Source organism: Ferruginibacter sp. (assembly GCF_028288465.1).
Lineage (GTDB): Bacteria > Bacteroidota > Bacteroidia > Chitinophagales > Chitinophagaceae > Ferruginibacter.
Genome location: NZ_JAQBNR010000045.1, coordinates 1 through 19416, shown reverse-complemented (window position 1 = coordinate 19416; position 19416 = coordinate 1). Strand labels below are relative to the sequence as shown.

Here is a 19416-nt window from a genome sequence, read left to right as displayed (position 1 = left end):
TAATTCTACACTTTTAAAAAAGTAAATTTAAAATGTTGTTGGTTTTAAAATTAGCAAAAGGCTTGTTTTTATCATAGGTTGTACATAAAGTTCATAACCCTTAGTTTACCTTTGCAGGTGTTAGTGATCGACGAATTAAGAAGCAACCGGGCTTCCGGTCGGTCTTTTATAAGCAAACAGTGGCTAGTTTTCCATTGTAGCTGATAACTTATCAATGTTTATTTTCTATGAAAAGCAACTTGTTTTTACTGTTGTCCTGTATATGTATTTTGCTTTTTGCTTCCTGCGACAAAGAATATAGCAGAGAATCCGGAGCATTTACCACAGGTACAAATTCAGGAACCGCCGTCTACTCCTACGCCGGTCTTCAAAATTGTACAACGCCCAATATTAAGGGTACTTATGTCGCAGGTACTGCCGTTACTATTAGTAACACAGTAACACTTCAGGTAAATGTGCAAACAGCTGGTACTTTTATTATTTCAACCGCCACTGTCAACGGCATTACTTTCAAAGGCTCGGGCACATTTTCAGCGACGGGTGTTCAAAATTTAAATTTACTTGCTGTTGGTACACCAGTGTCGCCGGGTTCATTTACCTATATACCAGGTTCAAATGGCTGCGCATTTCAAGTTGTTGTTACCGAAGGTTCTGCTGCTACATCAGTTTTCACATTTCCCGATGCCCCCAATGCCTGCAAAGCAGTAACTGTTCATGGAACTTATATAGTCGGCGAATTGCCTACCAGTGCCAATACCGTAGACGGTATACAGGTAAATGTTACAAAAGCGGGTACATGGTCGCTTGCAACTTTACCCAATAATGGAATTAGTTTCGGCGGTTCCGGTACTTTTACCCAAACAGGCTTGCAGACCATAAGCCTGACTGCAACCGGAACGCCCATTACTTCCGGCCCTTTTAATTATTCACCCGGTAACAACGGATGCTCATTTACTGTGGTGGTGGCACCTGCTGATCCTTTACCAGCAGACTATATAAGATGTAAAATAAATGGAATTACAACCACGTTTGGCTATTTGGCATCGACTTCAGAGGTCAGTACGCCTGCTCAGCCTCCGGTTCCGGCAACTTTCGCGTTGGATATTACCGCCGGCATTGCTGCCGGTTCTGAGGAAAAGATCGAAATGTCTTTGACTAAAGTTACCGCAGCTATTGTAACCGGAGATATTTTTGACGTAAACAGCTTAAGTGCCGGTAAACTTTACCTGGTATCTTATACCAATGCGTCCTTATCAAGTTGGAGCGCAGTGTCGTCTATTGTGTATACCCCATTTACAATAAAAATAACCAATAAAACTGCTACCAGGGTGCAAGGAACCTTTAGTGGTACAATGAGTGATACGGGTGCTGCCGGGGGCGATACAAAAGTAATTACGGATGGCATATTCAATGTGCCGGTGCAATAGATGTACATGCCGGTACTGATAATCTGTAAAATAACCAATTAAAATGAACAAAAAATTATCCCGGCTCTTGTTATTGCTTCTTGGAGCGCTGTCATTTGCTTCCTGCCAGAAAGAATTGAATTTTCCTTCCACCAGCATACTTACACCCGGTACAGGTGGCGGCTCTGCTAAATTTAAATTTGCAGGCGGTGCCAATTCCTGCACCGGGGCTTTAATCAGTGGTACCTATAATGCCGGAACTGCCCTCAACAATCAAAATACCATTACATTAAAGGTTACAGTTGACTCTATTGGTTCTTACACCCTGGCAACCGCCAATATCAATGGAGTTATCTTTAGTGGTTCGGGCGAGTTTACTTCCACAGGATCACAAAATATTATTTTGACAGGATCGGGAACACCTGTAACAGCAGGCAGTTTTAACTTCATACCAGGTTTTGCCGGATGTGCATTTTCTATATCTTTTACTGCTAAGTCAACCGGTGTTGCCCAGTTTACCTTAAACGGAGCACCCGACAGTTGCATTGCCCCGGTGGTAAGCGGCACTTATATTGTGGGCACTGCGCTCAATGCTGCCAACACCGTTTTACTAAAAGTATCAGTGACTACCGCAGGAACCTATTCCGTAAGCAGTAATGCAGTAAATGGCGTGCTATTTTCGGTCACCGGAAAATTTGCGGCCAATGGTCAACAAAGTGTTATGCTAACCGGCTCAGGAAAGCCCCTTAAATCGGGCACTTTCACTTTTACACCGGGTACTTATGGCTGTAAGTTTGCTGTTCATTTTACGGAGTAAACAAATTATTACCCCCATCATCCCCGTGTGGGGCATCAGTTATTTAGCTTCCTGCCTTCTATTTTTTGCACTTACTGGTACAAAGATTACTTTTACCGGAATGCAACACAATAATATACCTACAGAAAAGATACTGGCCAATCTGCAAATAGCGGCGCTAAATGAAATGCAGCACGCTGCACTAAAGGCCAATGAAGAAAACGACAACGTATTGTTGCTGTCATCGACCGGTTCTGGAAAAACACTGGCATTTCTGCTTCCTGTAGTGCAATTACTTACAAAACAAAATAAAAGTGTCCAGGCGCTCATATTAGTTCCGTCCCGTGAACTGGCCATTCAAATTGATGAAGTGTTCAGAAAAATGGCGACCGGCTACAAGGTTACCGTTTGCTATGGCGGACATAAAAGAGAAACTGAAGAGAATAACCTGGTGCAATCGCCTGCAGTTATTATTGGTACACCCGGCCGTGTAGCAGATCATATCCGACGGAATAATTTTGAAACCGGCGCCATCACTACATTGGTGTTGGACGAATTTGATAAATCGCTGGAGCTGGGTTTCCTGGAGGAAATGTCTTTCATTGTTGGCGCCCTTCCATCGGTAAAGAAAAGAATCCTGACTTCGGCAACCGAAGCTGTTCGCATTCCGGATTTTATCGGAATGGTTTCACCAGCAAGACTGAATTTTTTATCGCCTTCCGAAAAACCTGCAGCCGACGAACTCGTTGTAAGAACCGTGCTATCGCCCGACAAGGATAAAGTTGAAACTTTGTTCCGCCTGATTTGTTCCATAGGTAACAAATCAATGATCGTATTCTGTAATCACCGTGAATCGGTAGAACGCACCAGTCATTTTTTAAAAGAAAAGGGAATTGTGAATGTATTTTACCATGGAGGAATGGAACAGCAGGAAAGGGAAAGTGCCATGTGCAAATTCAAAAATGGTACTTCCAATGTATTGGTTACAACTGACCTGGCTTCCCGTGGACTTGATATTCCGGATATAAAATATATCATTCACTTTCACCTGCCACCTACAGCAGATGTGTACACTCATCGCAACGGCAGAACCGCCCGTATGGATGCCGGTGGTAAATCAGTATTGATTTTGTCTGAAGATGAAAAACTGCCGAACTATATAACAGGCAACACAGAAGCCATTGAATTGCCAGAAAGAATTGAGTTGCCAGAAAAACCCAAATGGAGCACTTTATTTATAGCAGCAGGTAAAAAAGACAAAGTCAATAAAATTGATATCGTAGGTTTCTTATCGAATAAAGGGCTGCTAAAAAAAGATGACATCGGTTTAATAGAAGTGAAAGATTTCTTTTCTTTTGTCGCGGTGCGGAAGTTAAAAGCAGGCTCCGTTCTGGAGTTGATTAAAGACGAAAAGATAAAAAATAAAAAAGTAAAAATTGCGGTAGCAAAATAAGTTTGCTCTCAACTTCAGTTTTCTTTTGGTTTAAAAGAAGCAATAAAATCAGTGACTGTGTTGCAAAATGCTTCAGACTGGTTAAACATAAACGCATGTTGTACGGGCAATACAAACACTGGTAACTCTTTCAGTTCATTTTCAAATTTCTTCAACCTCACACCATCTTTTTCAGTGGTTAAAATAATTTTATTCTCAGAAGCGATTTTACTAAACTGCTTTTTTATTTCAGCAAGGTCACCACTGTCAAAAATATGATGATCCGGATAACGCAGCATATCATAGGTATGCACCTGCGTTGTTAAAAAATCTTTCAGCGGTTTGGGATTGGCGATACCACAAATCAGTAACACATCAGTGCTATGTGAAATTGCTGATGGTACTTTTGAAAAAAGATGATAGGGCGTTCCATAAATGATCTCAGTAAAAAAAACCTGTTGATTTGGCGAAGGTTTCAATTCTTTTATAATCTGGTCTCTTTCGGCTTCTTCCAGGTTCCGCCTGCATTTTGTCACAACAATAATTTGCGCACGGGCAGCGCTTGATTTAATATCTCTCAAATCACCGCCCGGCAATATAAAATCACGGGTATATAAATTGTTGTAGTCCGTCAGTAATATATTTAAGCCGGCGGTTACCTGCCTGTGCTGAAAAGCGTCGTCCAGAATGATTACCTGCGTCCCTGGTCTGTCATGCAACAATTGCGGTATTGCTTCCAGCCTTTCTTCACCTACAGCTACGCTCACATCGGGAAATTTTAAATGAAATTGCATTGGTTCATCTCCTATATCAAGCGCCGTTGTATTCTCATCCGCCAGTCCGTAACCTTTGGTTTTTCTTTTATAACCCCGGCTGATAGTAGCTGTCGCGTAATCATTTTTTAAAAACCGCAACAAATATTCCACCATGGGCGTTTTCCCGGTTCCACCTACGGCCAGGTTACCCACGCATATAACTGGAAAATTAAAGGAAGCAGATTTGAGATAATTTTTATCAAACAATTTGTTTCTAATCCATAATATCATTCCATACAAAAATGATAAAGGCAGCAACAGATATCGGAAACTTTTTAGCAATAAATAAATTTTAGAATGTAAATATACGTTCGGGTGTAATGCAATAATCCAGCCTGATATCGTACGGATTTACGTCGTCAATAACGTCTATGGCATCAAAATAACTAAAGCCTATTTTGATATTTTTGGGCCTGCATTTATTTAAAAAACGGTCATAATACCCCTTGCCATAACCTACCCTGTTGCCAGTTTTGTCAAAACTTATTAAGGGAATAATGGACAGCTCTATTTCAGCTGCAGGGACGGCAGTGCAACAGACAGGCTCGTCAATTCCATATTTATTGGTTTCAAAATAACTGTCATCATCTACCAAAACTGCCTGCATTTCGCATTGGTTTTGATCATTCATCATAACCGGATAGAGTAATTTTATATCTCTATTTTTAAAGAAGCAATAATCTGTAATCAATTGAGGATCAAATTCTGACATTTTTTCAAACGGGGAGTAGGTAAGTATTATTGTCGGGATGTCAATAGGCAACCGTTGAAAATGAATCAGCATCAAGTCACTCATTTTCTCCCTCTCAGAAAAAGAAAGTTGTTGTCTTTTCGTTTTATAAAGATTCCTGATTTCACTCTTGTACATCGTTGTTTGTAAGATTTGGACAACAATTAAAATAATCTGGAAGAAACAATTTTATTGGATAAAGATAGAAAAGATTGTAGTGCCGTAATTGCGTTCGGCGTGGTAGTGATCAAACTTTTTATAGTCATTACGCGGCGTATGTTCCAGCACAAACCAGCCTTTTGTTTTAAGTAAACCTTTGTCAAATATTTTTTTAGGAAGTTCGTCAATAGTTCCCAACGCGTAGGGCGGGCCTGCAAAAATGAAATCAAACTGATCAGCGCAATTGTCGATAAATTTAAAAACATCTGACTTAACCAGTTTAAAATTTTCCAGTGCCAGGGAAGCTGAAGTTTTTTTTATAAAGTCAAACATGTTATTGTCTTTTTCAACAATGGTTAAGTCCGCTGCTCCCCTGCTGGCAAGTTCGTAACTGATACTACCAGTGCCACCAAAAAGATCCAGTGTTTTAAGTCCATCAATATCAAGGTTATTCTGAATGATATTAAACAAACCCTCTTTGGCAATATCTGTAGTTGGCCTGGTGTAAGGCATGTTCGCAGGTGGATTTATTTTTCTGCCACCGTGAATGCCGCTGATTATACGCATGCTGCAATTTCAAATAAATGACTAAAATAATGCGGAGCATAATTTTTTATTCCTTCATCATAAGTAAATGTTTCGGGTAGTGAGCAGAACCTGATCTCCGGCAAATATTTTTTTAATTCCTTGTATAAAGCAGACTCCTGGTCAATCATTCCATTTAATACCACTTCCGTCTCCTTCAATGGCGCTCCAAACTGTTCACAAACACTTAATAAATAATAAGCCGCATCCTCAGGTAACTTGTAGTCAAATTGCTGGATGATTTGAAGCTGACCATTTTTTATTAATTGCACCATAAAATGGTTAGTACTAAAAATACAATACAACAAATTAATGGTATCCTTTTTTGCACCGGATAATATGGAATATAAATGCCAGTGCGCAGCGGATGGATATAAATTTGCTACCACTTCTTCTACAGATTTTGGAATGCGGTAAATATTTTGCAGATTAAGCTGGTATATCAAATCGCTTTTGCTAACGCTTTCATCATCTTCTCCATAAACAAGGTTCAGCATTTCTGTATCAGTTGCAGTATTTACAAAACGGGCCGGCACAAGTAAAGCCTCAGAAAAAGCGTAAATAATACTTATTTTTTTAAACGATTGGCGAAGCAACGGTTGTTCGCTTACAATGTCTTTAAAATAATCCGCTGCTTTGTCGTTTGTTGTGGCAGCACTGAAATGATAAACTGATAGCGCAAAACAACTGTTGTCTGCAGATAATGCCCAGTAAGAAATGCCCTGACCACTTAGCTCGACAAATAAACTGCATCCTGCAGTATCCGGTACATCGGTCAGTATATTGAAAGTTGAAATCAAAATGTGTGTTTAGGCTGGCAAAATAAGATAAATTTGCCAACTTATGGAAGTAACAGCACCAATAAAAGATTTAAAAGTAACCGTAACCAATAAACAGATACTTTCCATAGCCCTGCCCATTACCCTGGCCATAATTGTTCCCCAAATTAATATGCTTACCAATAGTATATTCCTGGGCAATCTTAGCATTTCTGCTTTAGGTAATGCAGGTATTACCGGCGTTTTTTATTTAATATTTGCAGTTGCCGGAAACGGCCTTAACAATGGCCTGCAGTCAGAATTCAGCAGATATGCCGGGGCTGACAATTCCAATGCTTTTAAAGTGATATTGGCGCAGGCTATACGCATCAGCCTTCAGTTGGCGGTCGCTGGTATTTGTGTTACCTGGTTTATTGCGCCATTTATATTGCAGCAGGTTGCTGACCCGCTGGCTTATCCGCAGGAGATGTATTTTTTAAAAATCCGTATTTTGGGTTTGCCTTTTTTGTACCTGTTTCAAATGGGCAATGCATTCCTGGTGGCTTCGCTTAACAGCCGCTACCTTATGATTGGTTTTATTGCCGAAGCCGCCGTCAATATACTACTGGATTATTTACTTATTTATGGTCACTGGGGTTTGCCTGCTATGGGTTTTAACGGGGCTGCTGTCGCTTCTGTAATAGCCGAAGCTTGCGGTTTGATCGTATTGTTATTTGTAATTTATAAATCTGGCTTAAAGAAGGAGTACGGGGTGCTTACTACTTTTAAGTATGATAAATCTACTACCCGGGAAATTATTCGGATTTCTACGCCACTGATTACACAGTATGTGATCAGTGTTACCACCTGGCTGGTGTTTTTTATTTTTATTGAAGCTTTGCACGATCAGACAGCAAAAGCTATCAGTAATACCATGCGGAATGTGTTTGGCTTAACCGGAGTCTTTGTATGGGCTTTTGCAGGCACCTGTAATGTAATGGTGAGTAATTTAATGGGGCAAAAAAGAGAGGACAAAGTGCTGGAAGCCATTAAACGTATTATGCTCTGGTGCTTTGGCTTGTGTGCTTTTATGTGCTTACTCGTCAACCTTTTTCCTGCTGCATTTTTTAGCTTGTTTGGCCAGGGTAAAGAATTTGTAAAGGCAGGCATACCAGTAATACGAATGGTGAGTTGCGGTTTGCTGGTGATGAGTATTGCCAACATATGGCTAAATGGGGTTACCGGTACCGGCAAAACAACGGTGAATTTAATGATTGAAATAGTTGCCATTACCTGTTATCTTATCTACACCTGGATATTCATGAAAATTCATTATATCAATCTTACCGTAGCATGGAGCAATGAATTGATCTACTGGTCGACCATATTTATTCTTTCCTTCACTTTTCTTAAAAGCGGAAAATGGAAAACCAGTATCCGCTAGGCCGCTCCATTTTTTTATCAATAGACAATTGACTGCAATTTTATTTTTTGGCTAATGGGCGATGCTTTCATTGCAAAAAAAACTAAATAGTCTTCTATAACATAATGTTATCTTATACAAGAACATCCTTTACTGCAATGTTCAGGATGAAGCTACCCCGGGTAATAAATTGACTATAGTAATTCAGTAATGCTGCTCTTGTTCAGCAACTTTAAGGGGTGCAACTTTGTCTCAGAAAGGAAAGGTATAAAGCCAAACCGATTGAACCAATATCCGGCAGCAATGTTTTTTGAAGCTGCAATTACAGGAAACCGGGCTTATGCTGTTAAAAGCGACGATGGCCCAAAAACTAATAAAACCAATATCTGATGCGGGGCATACAGCATCGCCTCATAAAAACCAGTCAACCCAATATCTAGATCTATGCTGTAAGAAGCGATGATGATCCAAAACCAACAATCCGATACCCCTAGCCTATGCCCTTAAAAGCGACGATGGCAAAGCTTTAGTCAGGAAATATCTTTTTTATGGTTTCTGTAAAATAGCCAGGCTAAATGTAATCCTGAATCAGCCGGTGCATGCCGGTGATTGAAATTGACTTCCACAGCGGTTTAAAAATACAGCTGTGGAAGTTTTTGGTTTAGCGACATATGTCCCGGGGATAACTCTTTATTAGTTTTAGACAGTGCATAAAAAAAAGCCGCAAATTTCTTTGCAGCTTTTCCTACTATTTTCTTACTACTAATTTGATTTCCAGCTATTGTTTGTTGCGTCCATATCAGGCAGAATCTTGTTAGGGTCTAACACAACACTCACCAGTTTTTCTGTTGTGGGTAATTTTACCTTCCAGGTATGGGTATTGTTCCAAACTTCAACAGGTAGCCTGATAACATCTTTTTTTCCGCTGACAGTTTCGTAAGCCAACGTTACCGGCATTGCCATCTGGTCTAGATTCGCAATTGTTACAATTGCACCATTTGCCTCTGAATCTTTTTCGTATTTCACAGATTCTATGGCCTGGTCAAGCTTGTAATTTTCCAGGAACCATCCTTTCCAAAACCAGCTCAGGTCTTCACCCGCTGCATTGTCCATTGTTCTGAAAAAATCCCAGGGTGTCGGATGTTTGAAAGCCCAGCGCTGAATGTACAACCTGAAGGCATAATCAAACCTGTCTGGTCCCAAAATTTCGTTGCGCAACAATTCCAACCCATATCCGGGTTTAAAATACAAAGCAGTACCAATATTGGCTTCCTTCATCGCATCGGGGGTGTTTAAAATAGCTTCACTATTAGGGTTAAAAAGATATTGCGCCATCTGCTGCATATTTTTCGGCTCTTCTTTATATTCACCATTATTAAAATCATCATGCGCCAGTGAATTGATAAATGTATTAAAGCCTTCATCCATCCAGCCGTATTTGCGTTCATTGCTTCCTACAATCATAGGAAACCAGGTATGCCCGAACTCATGATCGGTAACACCGAAAAGTCCTTCCTGCGTTGCTCTTGATCCGCAGAAAACAATACCGGGATATTCCATACCGCCCACATTGCTCGCCACATTGGAAGCCGCAGGGTAAGGAAATTCATACCATCTTTTGCTATAATTCTCAATGCTTTTTTTTGTGTATTCTGTTGCTCTTCCCCATGCTTTGTCTCCATTGCTTTCAGCCGGGTATACACTCATTGCCAGCGACGTTTTGCCACTCGGTAAATTCATTTTTGCCGCATCCCAGATAAATGCTTTCGAAGAAGTCCAGGATACATCTCTTGCATTGGTAATTTTATAATGCCAGGTAAGCGTTGTTCCTTTTGGCCTGGAGGCAGGATCCGTCACTTCTTTTTCTGAACGTATTATTATTGTCTTATCACTTTTCTTTGCACTTTCATAGCGTTGGTTTTGTGTGGGAGTAAGTACTTCGGAAGCGTTTTGCAATTCACCACTCGCTACAACGATATGGCTTGCCGGTACGGTAATGGTAAAATCGAAATCGCCGTATTCAAGATAAAACTCGCTCGGTCCCAGGTAGGGCAATGTATTCCATCCCTGTACTTCATCAAATACGCACATGCGTGGATACCACTGGGCAACAGCAAAAATATCGCCATTCTTCGTTTTTAAAATGCCGCAACGGTCAGCTCCGTACTCCGGTATCGTAAATGAAAAGTCCATTTTTATTTTGATTGACTCGCCACCTGCTTTAACTGGTTTTGCCAACCGTATCTGCATTCTTGTATCCGTAATCGTATAGTTAGCTGAAGCATCATTTATTTGTACGTTACTGATATTGTCACCTCCATTAAAACCGCTTTTGGCATCACCATACCGGCTGCGGCTATCTACAGGCATACGCGCCTGTCCGCGACTTTTATTATTAAATAAATTCTGATCCAGCTGCAGCCATAAAAATGGCAGGTCATGCGGACTGTTATTTTTGTAAGTAATTGTTACCGTCCCCGAAACCTGGTGTGTTAATTCATTCAGGGAGGCACTGATCTTGTAGTCGGCCCTGTTTTGCCAATAGCCAACATTGGGTTCACCTGATGCAGCCCGTGTAATGGTTTCACCATTTGGATAAAACAAGGGAGAAAATAATGCATGCGGATCATAGGCAGATGCAAATTTATCCTGGGAGAATCCGGCCAAATAGAAGGTAAGCAACAGCACAACAGAGAAACATTTTTGTATCATATATTGATTTTAATATTTAAAAGTAATTTAAAAAAGTTTTTAAAAGATGATATTAACGATAACGGCTCACTAAGTTTCTCAGACTTAAAAATGGAATTACTGAAGTTGTTTCAACAATTTTCTCCCATCTGCTTTTATCAGCGGATCATCTTCTGTCTGGTTGGGGAGCGACAACATTTTGTTCAGAATGGCGATAGCCTTGCTGTCTTCATCATTTTTTTGATACGCTCTTGCCAGTTCAAAATAGTTTAGAATAAAACCGGCGGTGATACTGTTGGATTTTTCAAAAGCTGCGATGGCCCCGCTGATGGTACCAACGGGTATAGTGCCATATAATAATTTTGCCGCAGTACGCTCAATAATATTTAATTCACTTAATTCAAAATTCCATCTCCCTAATACATGCCAGGCTTTAAAATTACGCGGATCATTTTTTATGGCAATATCAACGTACTTCCGGATTTCTTTGGCAGTTGAAATCTTTTCTTTACCGCTTTTATTCAGAGAACTTCTGCCCAGCGCAATCGCCATAACGCAGTTAGATTCAGCATTGTTGGGATCTATTTTTAAGGCAGCGTCGGCATACATCAACGCAGCTTTATAATAATCATTCGTAACAGCTTTATCTGCTTGCCGTTTTCCGATTCTGCTGCACAATTCGCTGCATTTATTGAGTGCATTGATGTTAGTAGGCTGTAATTGTAGTATCTGCTTATAGGTAATAAAAGCAGCATTTTCATTGGGAATCGCTTCAAACCTGTTGGCTTCTTTGAGCAACAGGCCGATATCCTGGGCAGCTGCCAGGAAACAGTACAGTAAAGAAAATACAAACACTATTGTTTTTATCATGAGAATGCTTTGGAATAACTAATACCCACAGTTCCCTGGAAATTGGTAATCGGCGGATTTAATTTTTTAACGCTAACACTAACGGTTTTTATTTTCTTGTCAAAGCCCCCGACCCGCTCAGCTAATTCCTGCACAACCGTTTCCAGCAAGGGAGTTGGTACGTCCATCACTTGCTTAATAATGGCGTGCAATGCTACATAGTCAACCGACTGATGCAGTTTGGTAATTGTTTCCGGTGCATCAATTACGACATCCATGTTTACTTCAAAATCATTGCCCAGTATCTTTTCCTCCTTAAACATCCCGTGAAAAGACCGAAATATAAGACTATGCAGGTGAATAGTAATCATCAAAAATGATTAAAGGTGAACGGAAGACATACATATTAAACCAATTGATAACCGGCAATAAATCCACACCAGTATCATGCGACGCTATTCTTCAATGCAGGTAATTGCTGCTTTAATGAACATGTTCTTTTGCACCTAAATATCTTTCGGCATCCAAGGCAGCCATGCAACCGCTGCCTGCAGCGGTTACCGCCTGACGGTATATTTTATCCTGCACATCACCAGCCGCGAAGACGCCTTCGATATTTGTTTTCGATGTGCCCGGAATTGTTACAATATAACCGGCCTCATCTGTAGTTATCCAGTCTTTAAAAATATCGCTATTAGGATGGTGACCGATTGCAACAAAAAAAGCACTAACAGGGATAGTTGATTTTTCCCCGGTTTCATTGTTTTTTATGCGCACTGCTTCTACCTTTTTTTCTCCTACAATTTCATCGGTTTCACTGTGCCAGTAAACGGTTATATTCTTTGTATTCAACACCCTTGTTTGCATTACCTTGCTGGCACGCATCTCTCCTTTTCTAACAATCATGTGCACATGCAAACAGATATTGGAAAGATACAATGCTTCCTCAGCAGCAGTGTCTCCGGCGCCGACAATGGCCACTTCTTTGCCTTTAAAGAAAAAACCATCACACACAGCACAGGCACTTACCCCATACCCGTTAAGGCGCTGCTCGCTTTCTATGCCCAGCCATTTGGCCGAAGCGCCAGTTGAAATAATAACCGCATCTGCTTCAATCCACTTTTCTTCGTCAATTTCGATTTTATAAGGCTGGGCTGTAAAATCTACTCTGGTAGCAAGTCCATAGCGGATATCCGCTCCCATTCTTTTCGCCTGGTTCTCAAAATTCACCATCATATCCGGGCCCTGTATTCCTTCAGGATAACCGGGATAATTTTCAACTTCGGTAGTAATAGTTAACTGGCCCCCAGGTTGTATTCCCTGGTATAATACTGGTTTTAATCCTGCTCTGCTGGCATAAATGGCAGCTGTGTAGCCTGCCGGTCCGGAACCTATGATTAAACAATGAACTTTTTCTGCTGTTTGATTTTCCATATTTTTCTTATTGCCGGTCAATTGTTTCTCAGGCGTCGCAAATTTACACGATTATTTGTTATATAAAATGAAATGACTTGATAGCGTGTACACCGGTTTATTATTCTTATAAAGCGTTATTGACCCTAATTAATAGCAGAATTCTATCAACTAATTGCCTTGTTTGGAAGCATATCTATTTCGGAACAATCAATGTCTTGTAGTCTGCGGCATACCCGTAAAAGGCGCCCAATGCACCATTACTCAGATTACCAATTACCTTATTAGGTTGGGCAAACGGGTTGCCGATACTTTGATACGCAAATTCCCAGGTACTCCAAAAGGTATAAGCAGCCTTGTCAATATTACAAAGCTTCATAGAGATCGTATCTCCTCTTTTAAAATAGTTGCTGTCGAAAGAAACTTTATTATTCCTGTCAATGCCGGGTTCAATCTGGAACTGATAGGTAGTGCCATCGATCACCTGATCGTCGAATACCGAATTGTCGCCGGGTAAGAACTGCCCCTGGTTTTTCTTTGTGAAGTACCTCACGTAATTACCCAGGCCCGGTGGGTCTGTAGCTTTCAGGAACAATACAACATCGTTGGTGTCTTTAGCAAAAGGCGCCGGTTTCCACCATAAAGAATCTACTTTTTTTGCCAGGGAAGGGATGCTTGTAGTTGCGGTATAATCTTTTCCTTCTGTGATAATATGTAAAGTATAGCTTGTATTCAACTGGCCTGTGAAGGCTGTTGACAGATTGGATGAATCGATACTATACAAGTAAACACTGATGCCGGGTGTAACCCGGTAAGTATATTCTTTAAGTTGGTGAGTAAGCGTACCATTGGAGATTGTAACAATGGCATTGTGTACAAATGACTTGGAAAGTAATTGCGGATTAATGGAATCAAAAAAAGAAAAACTGTTGTTCAAAACCACAATTGGCGCTTTACCATTTTCAATTTGTGCGTCTACTACCAAAACTGTTGGTGCTGCATTCAGATTGAAGTTGATATCTTTCTCGCAGGAGAACAACAAAACACAAAGGATAAAAGGAATGACTAACTTCTTCATACAATACAAATCAATTTTATAACACACACTTTTCACATAAGCATATGCAGCGTTGTAACATCTGCAATCAATGAATGTTTGTTATGCTTACTTTTAAATTAAAAAAAAATCCCCGGAGATAATATCAGCGGGGATTTTCAATTAAGGTAAATATATTTATCCCAGGTATGCCTTTAAAGCACCGCTATACCTGGCTTTCTGTAGTCGTTTAATAGCCCTTTCTTTTATCTGGCGGATACGTTCTTTAGTAAGATCATATTTCTGACCTATTTGCTCAATAGTAACACCATTTTCGCCATCCAAACCAAAGTATGCGTTTACTATCTCAGCTTCACGTGGACTTAATGATTTCAATACCCTGCGTATTTCATTGCGCAGTGAGTCGTGCATTACATCTTCATCCGTTTCGGCACCTCCTTTTAACAAGTCGCCCATTGCTACGTCTTCTGCTTCATGTACGGGAGCATCCAGTGAAGTATGACGGGTATTGCTTTGGAAAATATTGTTGATTTCGGTTTCACTCATTTCAAGTAATTCTGCCAGTTCCTCTGTCGAAGGTTCACGCTCATGCTCCTGTTCAAAAGCCATATAAGCTTTATTGGCCTTATTATAGGTACCGATTTTGTTCTGTGGCAAACGAACCAAACGTCCCTGTTCGGCTAACGCTTGCAATATAGATTGGCGGATCCACCAAACTGCGTAAGAAATAAATTTAAAACCTTTTGTTTCATCAAATCTTTGCGCCGCTTTAATCAACCCAAGATTACCCTCATTGATCAAATCGCTCAATGAAAGCCCCTGGTGCTGGTATTGTTTTGCAACGGATACCACAAAACGCAAATTCGCCTGTACCAGTTTATCCAGTGCACGCTGATCGCCCATTTTTATTTTTTGGGCCAGGATCGTCTCCTCTTCCGGAGTGATCATCGAAATTTTTGAAATTTCCTGCAGGTATTTTTCAACCGCCTGTGAGTCACGGTTGGTAATCTGCGTTGCGATCTTAAGTTGCCTCATTTGCTTGTTTTAATTCAGAAATATATAACGGTCATTAGACAGTAATGTTGAAGAAATAGTTGCAAAAAATTAGTTAATCTGCAAAGAATTTCATAAAAATAGTGCAAATGTACGTCTAAGAATCGGCAATTCATAGTGTAAATCAAAAAAACAATGATATAAATCATGATTTATTGCACCTGATCCTTCGGCTTAATTTAAAACGTGGAGTTCGCCATTTTATGCTGTGGGTTGCAACCTTTTCGTTGAATGGAACAGTGCAAAATTTACACCGGCCTTTAAATTCAACTGCATTGTCACTTACATTTGCAGCATGATAACTGATTTACGCTCTGATACTTTTACCAAACCCTCCCCTGCCATGCTGGAGGCTATGTTTACGGCTTCCGTTGGGGACGACGTGTTTGGAGAAGACCCCTCGGTAAATAAGCTGGAACATATGGCTGCCGAAATGTTCAAAATGGAAGCCGGTCTTTTTTGTCCCAGTGGAACTATGACCAACCAAATAGCTATTAAGGTACATACCCAGCCGGGAGACGAAGTCATCTGCGAAAACCTGAGTCACGTGTATATTTATGAAGGCGGCGGAATCGCCTTCAATAGCGGGTGCCAGGTAAAGGCAATTAAGGGTGACAGGGGAAGATTACACGCCCTGGCGGTCAGTGAAGCCGTTAACCCATCTGATATTCATAAGGCCAGAACGAGTTTAGTAAGCTTGGAAAATACAGCAAACAGAGGTGGTGGATCGTGCTACAGTTTTGCTGATATTCAACAAATTAAGGAAGTTTGTTCACAAAATAATTTGAAGTTGCACCTGGATGGCGCACGGCTGTGGAATGCGATGGTAGCAAAGAAGGAAACTGCTTCACAATACGGAGAAATTTTTGACAGCATTTCCATCTGCCTGAGCAAAGGACTAGGGACGCCCGTTGGCAGTGTACTCCTCGGCACTAAGGATTATATTCAAAAGGCTCGCCGTGTAAGAAAGGTATTTGGCGGCGGAATGCGGCAAGCGGGATATTTGGCGGCAGCAGGCATTTATGCATTGGAAAATAATATTGACAGGTTGGCGGAAGACCACTTTCATGCTCAACAAATCACCGGTGCGCTGACAAAGAAAAATTGGGTGGGCGAAATAATGCCGGTTGAAACCAACATCATTATTTTTGAAGTGCTGGCTCCTTTTTCACCTAAATCGCTTGCAGATAAGTTGGCTGAATTTGGTATCCAGGTAATGCCTATTTCGACCACACAGGTACGAATGGTTACTCATCTTGATATAACAACTGAGATGGTAAAAAATCTAATCAATATCATAGGTACTTTATAAATATAACTGCATCATTTCGGCAAGATTATTATTCGCAAACACACATCAGTTAACTTTGTCCCAAGGTTCTTAATCCATTAAAAATATAAACAATGTTTCCAAAAATTAACCCCATTGGCACCGAATCGTGGCAGGCTTTACAACAGCATTATGCTGAAATGAAAACTGTTCAAACGAAAGACTTATTTGCTGCCAGCCCCGATCGTTTCAATCAATTTTCTATAACAACAGATGATATTGTATTTGATTATTCAAAAAATAATATTTCAGCAAAAACATTACAGCTTCTTCTCAAGTTAGCGGTTGACTGCCAATTGGGGGATGCCGTCACCGCCATGTTTGCCGGCGAAAAAATCAATGCAACTGAAAACCGGGCTGTATTGCATACGGCACTTAGAAATTTTTCAGGTAAACCTGTTATTACGGATGGCAGAGACGTTATGCCAGATGTAATTAAAGTACAGCAACAAATGAAAAGTTTTTGCGGCAAAATTCATTCTGGTGAATGGAAGGGATATACCGGCAAAAAAATAAAATACATTGTCAACATTGGAATTGGTGGCAGTGATCTTGGCCCTGTTATGGTTACAGAGGCATTGAAACCTTATTGGGTAGATGGTATTGAAACTTATTTTGTAAGTAATATTGATGGAACGCATATTGCCGAAACGCTGAAAAAAGTGACGCCGGAAGAAACGATCTTTCTGATCGCGTCAAAAACTTTTACCACGCAGGAAACCATGACCAATGCGCATACTGCAAGGGATTGGTTTTTACATCATGCAATTGATAAAACGCATGTGGCCAAACATTTTGCAGCACTTAGTACCAATGAAACTGATGTTGTAAAATTCGGCATCGCCCCGGAAAACATGTTTGTTTTTTGGGATTGGGTTGGTGGCCGTTACAGTTTGTGGAGCGCTATCGGTTTATCCATAGCTCTTACTATTGGATATGATAATTTTGAAGCCTTGCTGAAAGGTGCTCACCAGACAGATGTTCATTTTGCAACAACGGCTTTTGAAAAAAATATTCCGGTGTTAATGGCGCTGGTTGGCATATGGCATACCAATTTTAATGGAACTGCTTCAGAAGCTATTCTTCCTTATGATCAGTACATGCATCGTTTTGCCGCCTATTTTCAACAGGGCAATATGGAAAGCAATGGCAAATATGTTGACCGGAATGGCCACTCAGTTGAATATGCAACCGGACCAGTTATCTGGGGTGAACCTGGTACCAACGGACAACATGCTTTTTACCAGTTGATTCACCAGGGCACACAAAAAATTCCCTGCGACTTTATTGCTCCTGCCATCAGTCATAACCCGATCGGTGAACATCATAATATCTTACTGAGTAACTTTTTTGCCCAAACTGAAGCTTTAATGAATGGCAGTCAGGATAAAGATCCGTACAGAACTTTTACCGGTAACAGGCCAACCAACTCTTTTTTAATTAAAAAAATTACACCGCATACTTTAGGGCAACTGATTGCCTTATACGAGCATAAAATTTTTGTGCAGGGTGTAATCTGGAATATTTTTAGTTTTGATCAGTTTGGAGTTGAACTGGGTAAAGTACTTGCAAAAAAAATACTGCCGGAGCTTGAAACTGCTGATCCTGTAAGCTCGCATGATTCATCAACTAACGGCTTAATCAATTTGTTTAAACAGATGCGGTAAAAACGCTTTCATATAATAGCAAAAGTATGAGCAAAACCAGGATGGTATTGTTATTTGTTGTGTTGCTGATTTCGGTCGGATTTTTTATAGAAAGAAAAATCAAACACCCTACGCCTCCCTCAATCAATGCTGCAGGCCTTGTATTGCAAGACCTGAATGGAAAAGAAATTGCCTTAAAAGCTTTAGCCAACAAGCCGATGGTGCTTAACTTTTGGGGTACCTGGTGTGGGCCTTGTTTACAGGAAATTCCTGGTTTTGAAAAGGCTGGAAAACAATTTGGCGACAAGGTCAATATTGTTCTGATCTCAGATGAATCACCAGAAAAAATAGCAGCCTTCAGGCAAAAAAATAATTACCAGTTATTGTATGTTCACTCATCTAAACCATTTACCGATTTAGGTATTGAAGCTGTGCCTGTAACTTATTTTTATAATGCTGCCGGAGAATTGGTTACTGCAAAAAAATCGGCTCTTAATGAAAATGAACTTTCTGCGGCTATTAGAGAGATAATTCAATAACCCTGCAATTTTTAGGTTCTGCATTTTTAAATTAATTACTTTAAATAAAAAAATAGCATGTAATGTTTAAAGTAAATCCAACAAGTATGAAACATCCAATACTGTTTATTGTATTCATCTTAATGTGCGCAATAACTGCAGCTCAATCAAAAACAACGGCAGAACTGGAGAAGAAAATAAAACAGGAGGTAGAAAAAGAAATTCCGAAACTGGAACAGCGGTTAAAAGCATCGAAATTCAATATTGTTCAAATTGAATTTACACTGGATACATTCAGGATTGAATTATTATTTGAAAAACATCTTGCATCTAACTTTGCTGATTTCAGCATGGCGGATGCGACTTATGAAACAGCAAAATTATACGACAGCCTGCTGAATAAATACTATAAAAAGTTATTGGCAGCATTAAAAGGCGATGATAAAAAAGTGCTGATGCAGGCACAAAAAAACTGGATTGCTTTCAGGGACAGTGAATTCAGTTTGGTTGAGACCATCAGTAAAGAGGCATATGCAGGCGGTGGAACAATGCAACAACTTACAGAATCCTCAGCTTACCTAAACCTGGTAAAAAGCAGAACAGTTGCTATTTTCGAGCATTTTACACGAGCTACCCAAAACGAATAAAACAGTTGCTGAATTTACAAATCAAACCAATAATTCAACTTCACCAAAAAGATATTGGTGGGAAAAACTTTTGATAACTGGCTGTGTATGTCTGTGACAGAATTGCCG

General features: G+C 40.2%; 18 protein-coding genes. 8 read left to right on the top strand and 10 right to left on the bottom strand.

What is annotated here, in order from left to right; genetic code table 11:
* Positions 1 to 227 precede the first annotated feature (227 nt).
* From JWR61_RS17185 to JWR61_RS17175, 3 genes are read left to right on the top strand one after another with little or no spacing between them, the layout of a single operon-like run.
* Positions 228 to 1427, top strand: a complete 1200-nt coding sequence (locus tag JWR61_RS17185; RefSeq protein WP_301928979.1) for a hypothetical protein — start codon at positions 228 to 230, stop codon at positions 1425 to 1427.
* A 43-nt stretch (positions 1428 to 1470) separates the two neighbouring features.
* Complete coding sequence (locus JWR61_RS17180; RefSeq protein WP_301928978.1) at positions 1471 to 2223, top strand: hypothetical protein; 753 nt, start codon at positions 1471 to 1473, stop codon at positions 2221 to 2223.
* The gene (locus JWR61_RS17175; protein ID WP_301928977.1) at positions 2189 to 3655 is read left to right on the top strand and encodes a DEAD/DEAH box helicase; all 1467 of its coding nucleotides are present in this window, start codon (positions 2189 to 2191) and stop codon (positions 3653 to 3655) included. The genes JWR61_RS17180 and JWR61_RS17175 overlap by 35 nt, the downstream gene beginning before the upstream one ends.
* 14 nt (positions 3656 to 3669) lie before the next feature.
* Here the strand turns inward: JWR61_RS17175 and lpxK are convergent, their stop codons facing one another.
* Genes lpxK through JWR61_RS17155 form a run of 4 tightly spaced genes read right to left on the bottom strand, consistent with a single transcriptional unit; the run spans position 3670 to position 6723 of the window.
* A complete protein-coding gene (lpxK, locus tag JWR61_RS17170; RefSeq protein ID WP_301929010.1) occupies positions 3670 to 4707 on the bottom strand; it encodes a tetraacyldisaccharide 4'-kinase in 1038 nt (345 codons plus the stop codon).
* Between the two features lie 34 nt (positions 4708 to 4741).
* Complete coding sequence (locus JWR61_RS17165; protein ID WP_301928976.1) at positions 4742 to 5317, bottom strand: 5-formyltetrahydrofolate cyclo-ligase; 576 nt, start codon at positions 5315 to 5317, stop codon at positions 4742 to 4744.
* Positions 5318 to 5368: 51 nt separating this feature from the next.
* Positions 5369 to 5905 carry an RsmD family RNA methyltransferase gene (locus JWR61_RS17160; RefSeq protein WP_301928975.1) on the bottom strand — a complete coding sequence of 179 codons (537 nt, stop codon included), beginning with the start codon at positions 5903 to 5905 and terminating at the stop codon, positions 5369 to 5371.
* Entirely contained in the window at positions 5896 to 6723 is an 828-nt protein-coding gene (locus JWR61_RS17155) for a DUF3822 family protein (protein WP_301928974.1), read from the bottom strand. The genes JWR61_RS17160 and JWR61_RS17155 overlap by 10 nt, the downstream gene beginning before the upstream one ends.
* A gap of 43 nt (positions 6724 to 6766) precedes the next feature.
* On the opposite strand from JWR61_RS17155, the gene JWR61_RS17150 reads away from it, so the two are divergent.
* Positions 6767 to 8125 carry an MATE family efflux transporter gene (locus JWR61_RS17150; RefSeq protein WP_301928973.1) on the top strand — a complete coding sequence of 453 codons (1359 nt, stop codon included), beginning with the start codon at positions 6767 to 6769 and terminating at the stop codon, positions 8123 to 8125.
* A gap of 741 nt (positions 8126 to 8866) precedes the next feature.
* On the opposite strand, the gene JWR61_RS17145 is transcribed toward JWR61_RS17150, so the two are convergent.
* From JWR61_RS17145 to JWR61_RS17120, 6 genes are all read right to left on the bottom strand, one after another.
* Positions 8867 to 10816: a M1 family metallopeptidase gene (locus JWR61_RS17145; protein WP_301928972.1), complete on the bottom strand. Its 1950-nt coding sequence runs from the start codon at positions 10814 to 10816 to the stop codon at positions 8867 to 8869.
* Positions 10817 to 10912: 96 nt separating this feature from the next.
* Complete coding sequence (locus JWR61_RS17140; RefSeq protein ID WP_301928971.1) at positions 10913 to 11665, bottom strand: hypothetical protein; 753 nt, start codon at positions 11663 to 11665, stop codon at positions 10913 to 10915.
* Entirely contained in the window at positions 11662 to 12015 is a 354-nt protein-coding gene (locus JWR61_RS17135) for a dihydroneopterin aldolase (RefSeq protein WP_290338959.1), read from the bottom strand. The genes JWR61_RS17140 and JWR61_RS17135 overlap by 4 nt, the downstream gene beginning before the upstream one ends.
* Before the next feature lie 112 nt (positions 12016 to 12127).
* Positions 12128 to 13078 (bottom strand): thioredoxin-disulfide reductase, encoded by a 951-nt coding sequence (gene trxB / locus JWR61_RS17130; RefSeq protein ID WP_301928970.1) that lies wholly within the window; start codon positions 13076 to 13078, stop codon positions 12128 to 12130.
* A gap of 175 nt (positions 13079 to 13253) precedes the next feature.
* The gene (locus JWR61_RS17125; RefSeq protein ID WP_301928969.1) at positions 13254 to 14135 is read right to left on the bottom strand and encodes a DUF4249 domain-containing protein; all 882 of its coding nucleotides are present in this window, start codon (positions 14133 to 14135) and stop codon (positions 13254 to 13256) included.
* A gap of 156 nt (positions 14136 to 14291) precedes the next feature.
* Positions 14292 to 15149: an RNA polymerase sigma factor RpoD/SigA gene (locus tag JWR61_RS17120; protein WP_290338962.1), complete on the bottom strand. Its 858-nt coding sequence runs from the start codon at positions 15147 to 15149 to the stop codon at positions 14292 to 14294.
* A 313-nt stretch (positions 15150 to 15462) separates the two neighbouring features.
* Between JWR61_RS17120 and JWR61_RS17115 the strand changes: the two genes are divergently transcribed.
* The 4 genes from JWR61_RS17115 to JWR61_RS17100 all read left to right on the top strand — a co-directional run bounded on the left by JWR61_RS17115 (position 15463) and on the right by JWR61_RS17100 (position 19308).
* A complete protein-coding gene (locus JWR61_RS17115; protein ID WP_301928968.1) occupies positions 15463 to 16479 on the top strand; it encodes a low specificity L-threonine aldolase in 1017 nt (338 codons plus the stop codon).
* Positions 16480 to 16571: 92 nt separating this feature from the next.
* Positions 16572 to 18164 carry a glucose-6-phosphate isomerase gene (pgi, locus tag JWR61_RS17110; protein WP_301928967.1) on the top strand — a complete coding sequence of 531 codons (1593 nt, stop codon included), beginning with the start codon at positions 16572 to 16574 and terminating at the stop codon, positions 18162 to 18164.
* 143 nt (positions 18165 to 18307) lie between these two features.
* Positions 18308 to 18682: a TlpA disulfide reductase family protein gene (locus JWR61_RS17105; protein ID WP_301928966.1), complete on the top strand. Its 375-nt coding sequence runs from the start codon at positions 18308 to 18310 to the stop codon at positions 18680 to 18682.
* 86 nt (positions 18683 to 18768) lie between these two features.
* Entirely contained in the window at positions 18769 to 19308 is a 540-nt protein-coding gene (locus tag JWR61_RS17100) for a lysozyme inhibitor LprI family protein (protein WP_301928965.1), read from the top strand.
* Positions 19309 to 19416 lie beyond the last annotated feature (108 nt).

Bases quoted from the DNA above. Each gene is read 5' to 3' on its own strand.
- JWR61_RS17185 (WP_301928979.1), top strand. From the start codon at position 228: ATGAAAAGCAACTTGTTTTTACTGTTGTCCTGTATATGTATTTTGCTT.
- JWR61_RS17180 (WP_301928978.1), top strand. From the start codon at position 1,471: ATGAACAAAAAATTATCCCGGCTCTTGTTATTGCTTCTTGGAGCGCTG.
- JWR61_RS17175 (WP_301928977.1), top strand. From the start codon at position 2,189: ATGGCTGTAAGTTTGCTGTTCATTTTACGGAGTAAACAAATTATTACC.
- JWR61_RS17165 (WP_301928976.1), bottom strand. From the start codon at position 5,317: ATGTACAAGAGTGAAATCAGGAATCTTTATAAAACGAAAAGACAACAA.
- JWR61_RS17160 (WP_301928975.1), bottom strand. From the start codon at position 5,905: ATGCGTATAATCAGCGGCATTCACGGTGGCAGAAAAATAAATCCACCT.
- JWR61_RS17150 (WP_301928973.1), top strand. From the start codon at position 6,767: ATGGAAGTAACAGCACCAATAAAAGATTTAAAAGTAACCGTAACCAAT.
- JWR61_RS17145 (WP_301928972.1), bottom strand. From the start codon at position 10,816: ATGATACAAAAATGTTTCTCTGTTGTGCTGTTGCTTACCTTCTATTTG.
- JWR61_RS17140 (WP_301928971.1), bottom strand. From the start codon at position 11,665: ATGATAAAAACAATAGTGTTTGTATTTTCTTTACTGTACTGTTTCCTG.
- JWR61_RS17135 (WP_290338959.1), bottom strand. From the start codon at position 12,015: ATGATTACTATTCACCTGCATAGTCTTATATTTCGGTCTTTTCACGGG.
- trxB (WP_301928970.1), bottom strand. From the start codon at position 13,078: ATGGAAAATCAAACAGCAGAAAAAGTTCATTGTTTAATCATAGGTTCC.
- JWR61_RS17125 (WP_301928969.1), bottom strand. From the start codon at position 14,135: ATGAAGAAGTTAGTCATTCCTTTTATCCTTTGTGTTTTGTTGTTCTCC.
- JWR61_RS17120 (WP_290338962.1), bottom strand. From the start codon at position 15,149: ATGAGGCAACTTAAGATCGCAACGCAGATTACCAACCGTGACTCACAG.
- JWR61_RS17115 (WP_301928968.1), top strand. From the start codon at position 15,463: ATGATAACTGATTTACGCTCTGATACTTTTACCAAACCCTCCCCTGCC.
- pgi (WP_301928967.1), top strand. From the start codon at position 16,572: ATGTTTCCAAAAATTAACCCCATTGGCACCGAATCGTGGCAGGCTTTA.
- JWR61_RS17100 (WP_301928965.1), top strand. From the start codon at position 18,769: ATGAAACATCCAATACTGTTTATTGTATTCATCTTAATGTGCGCAATA.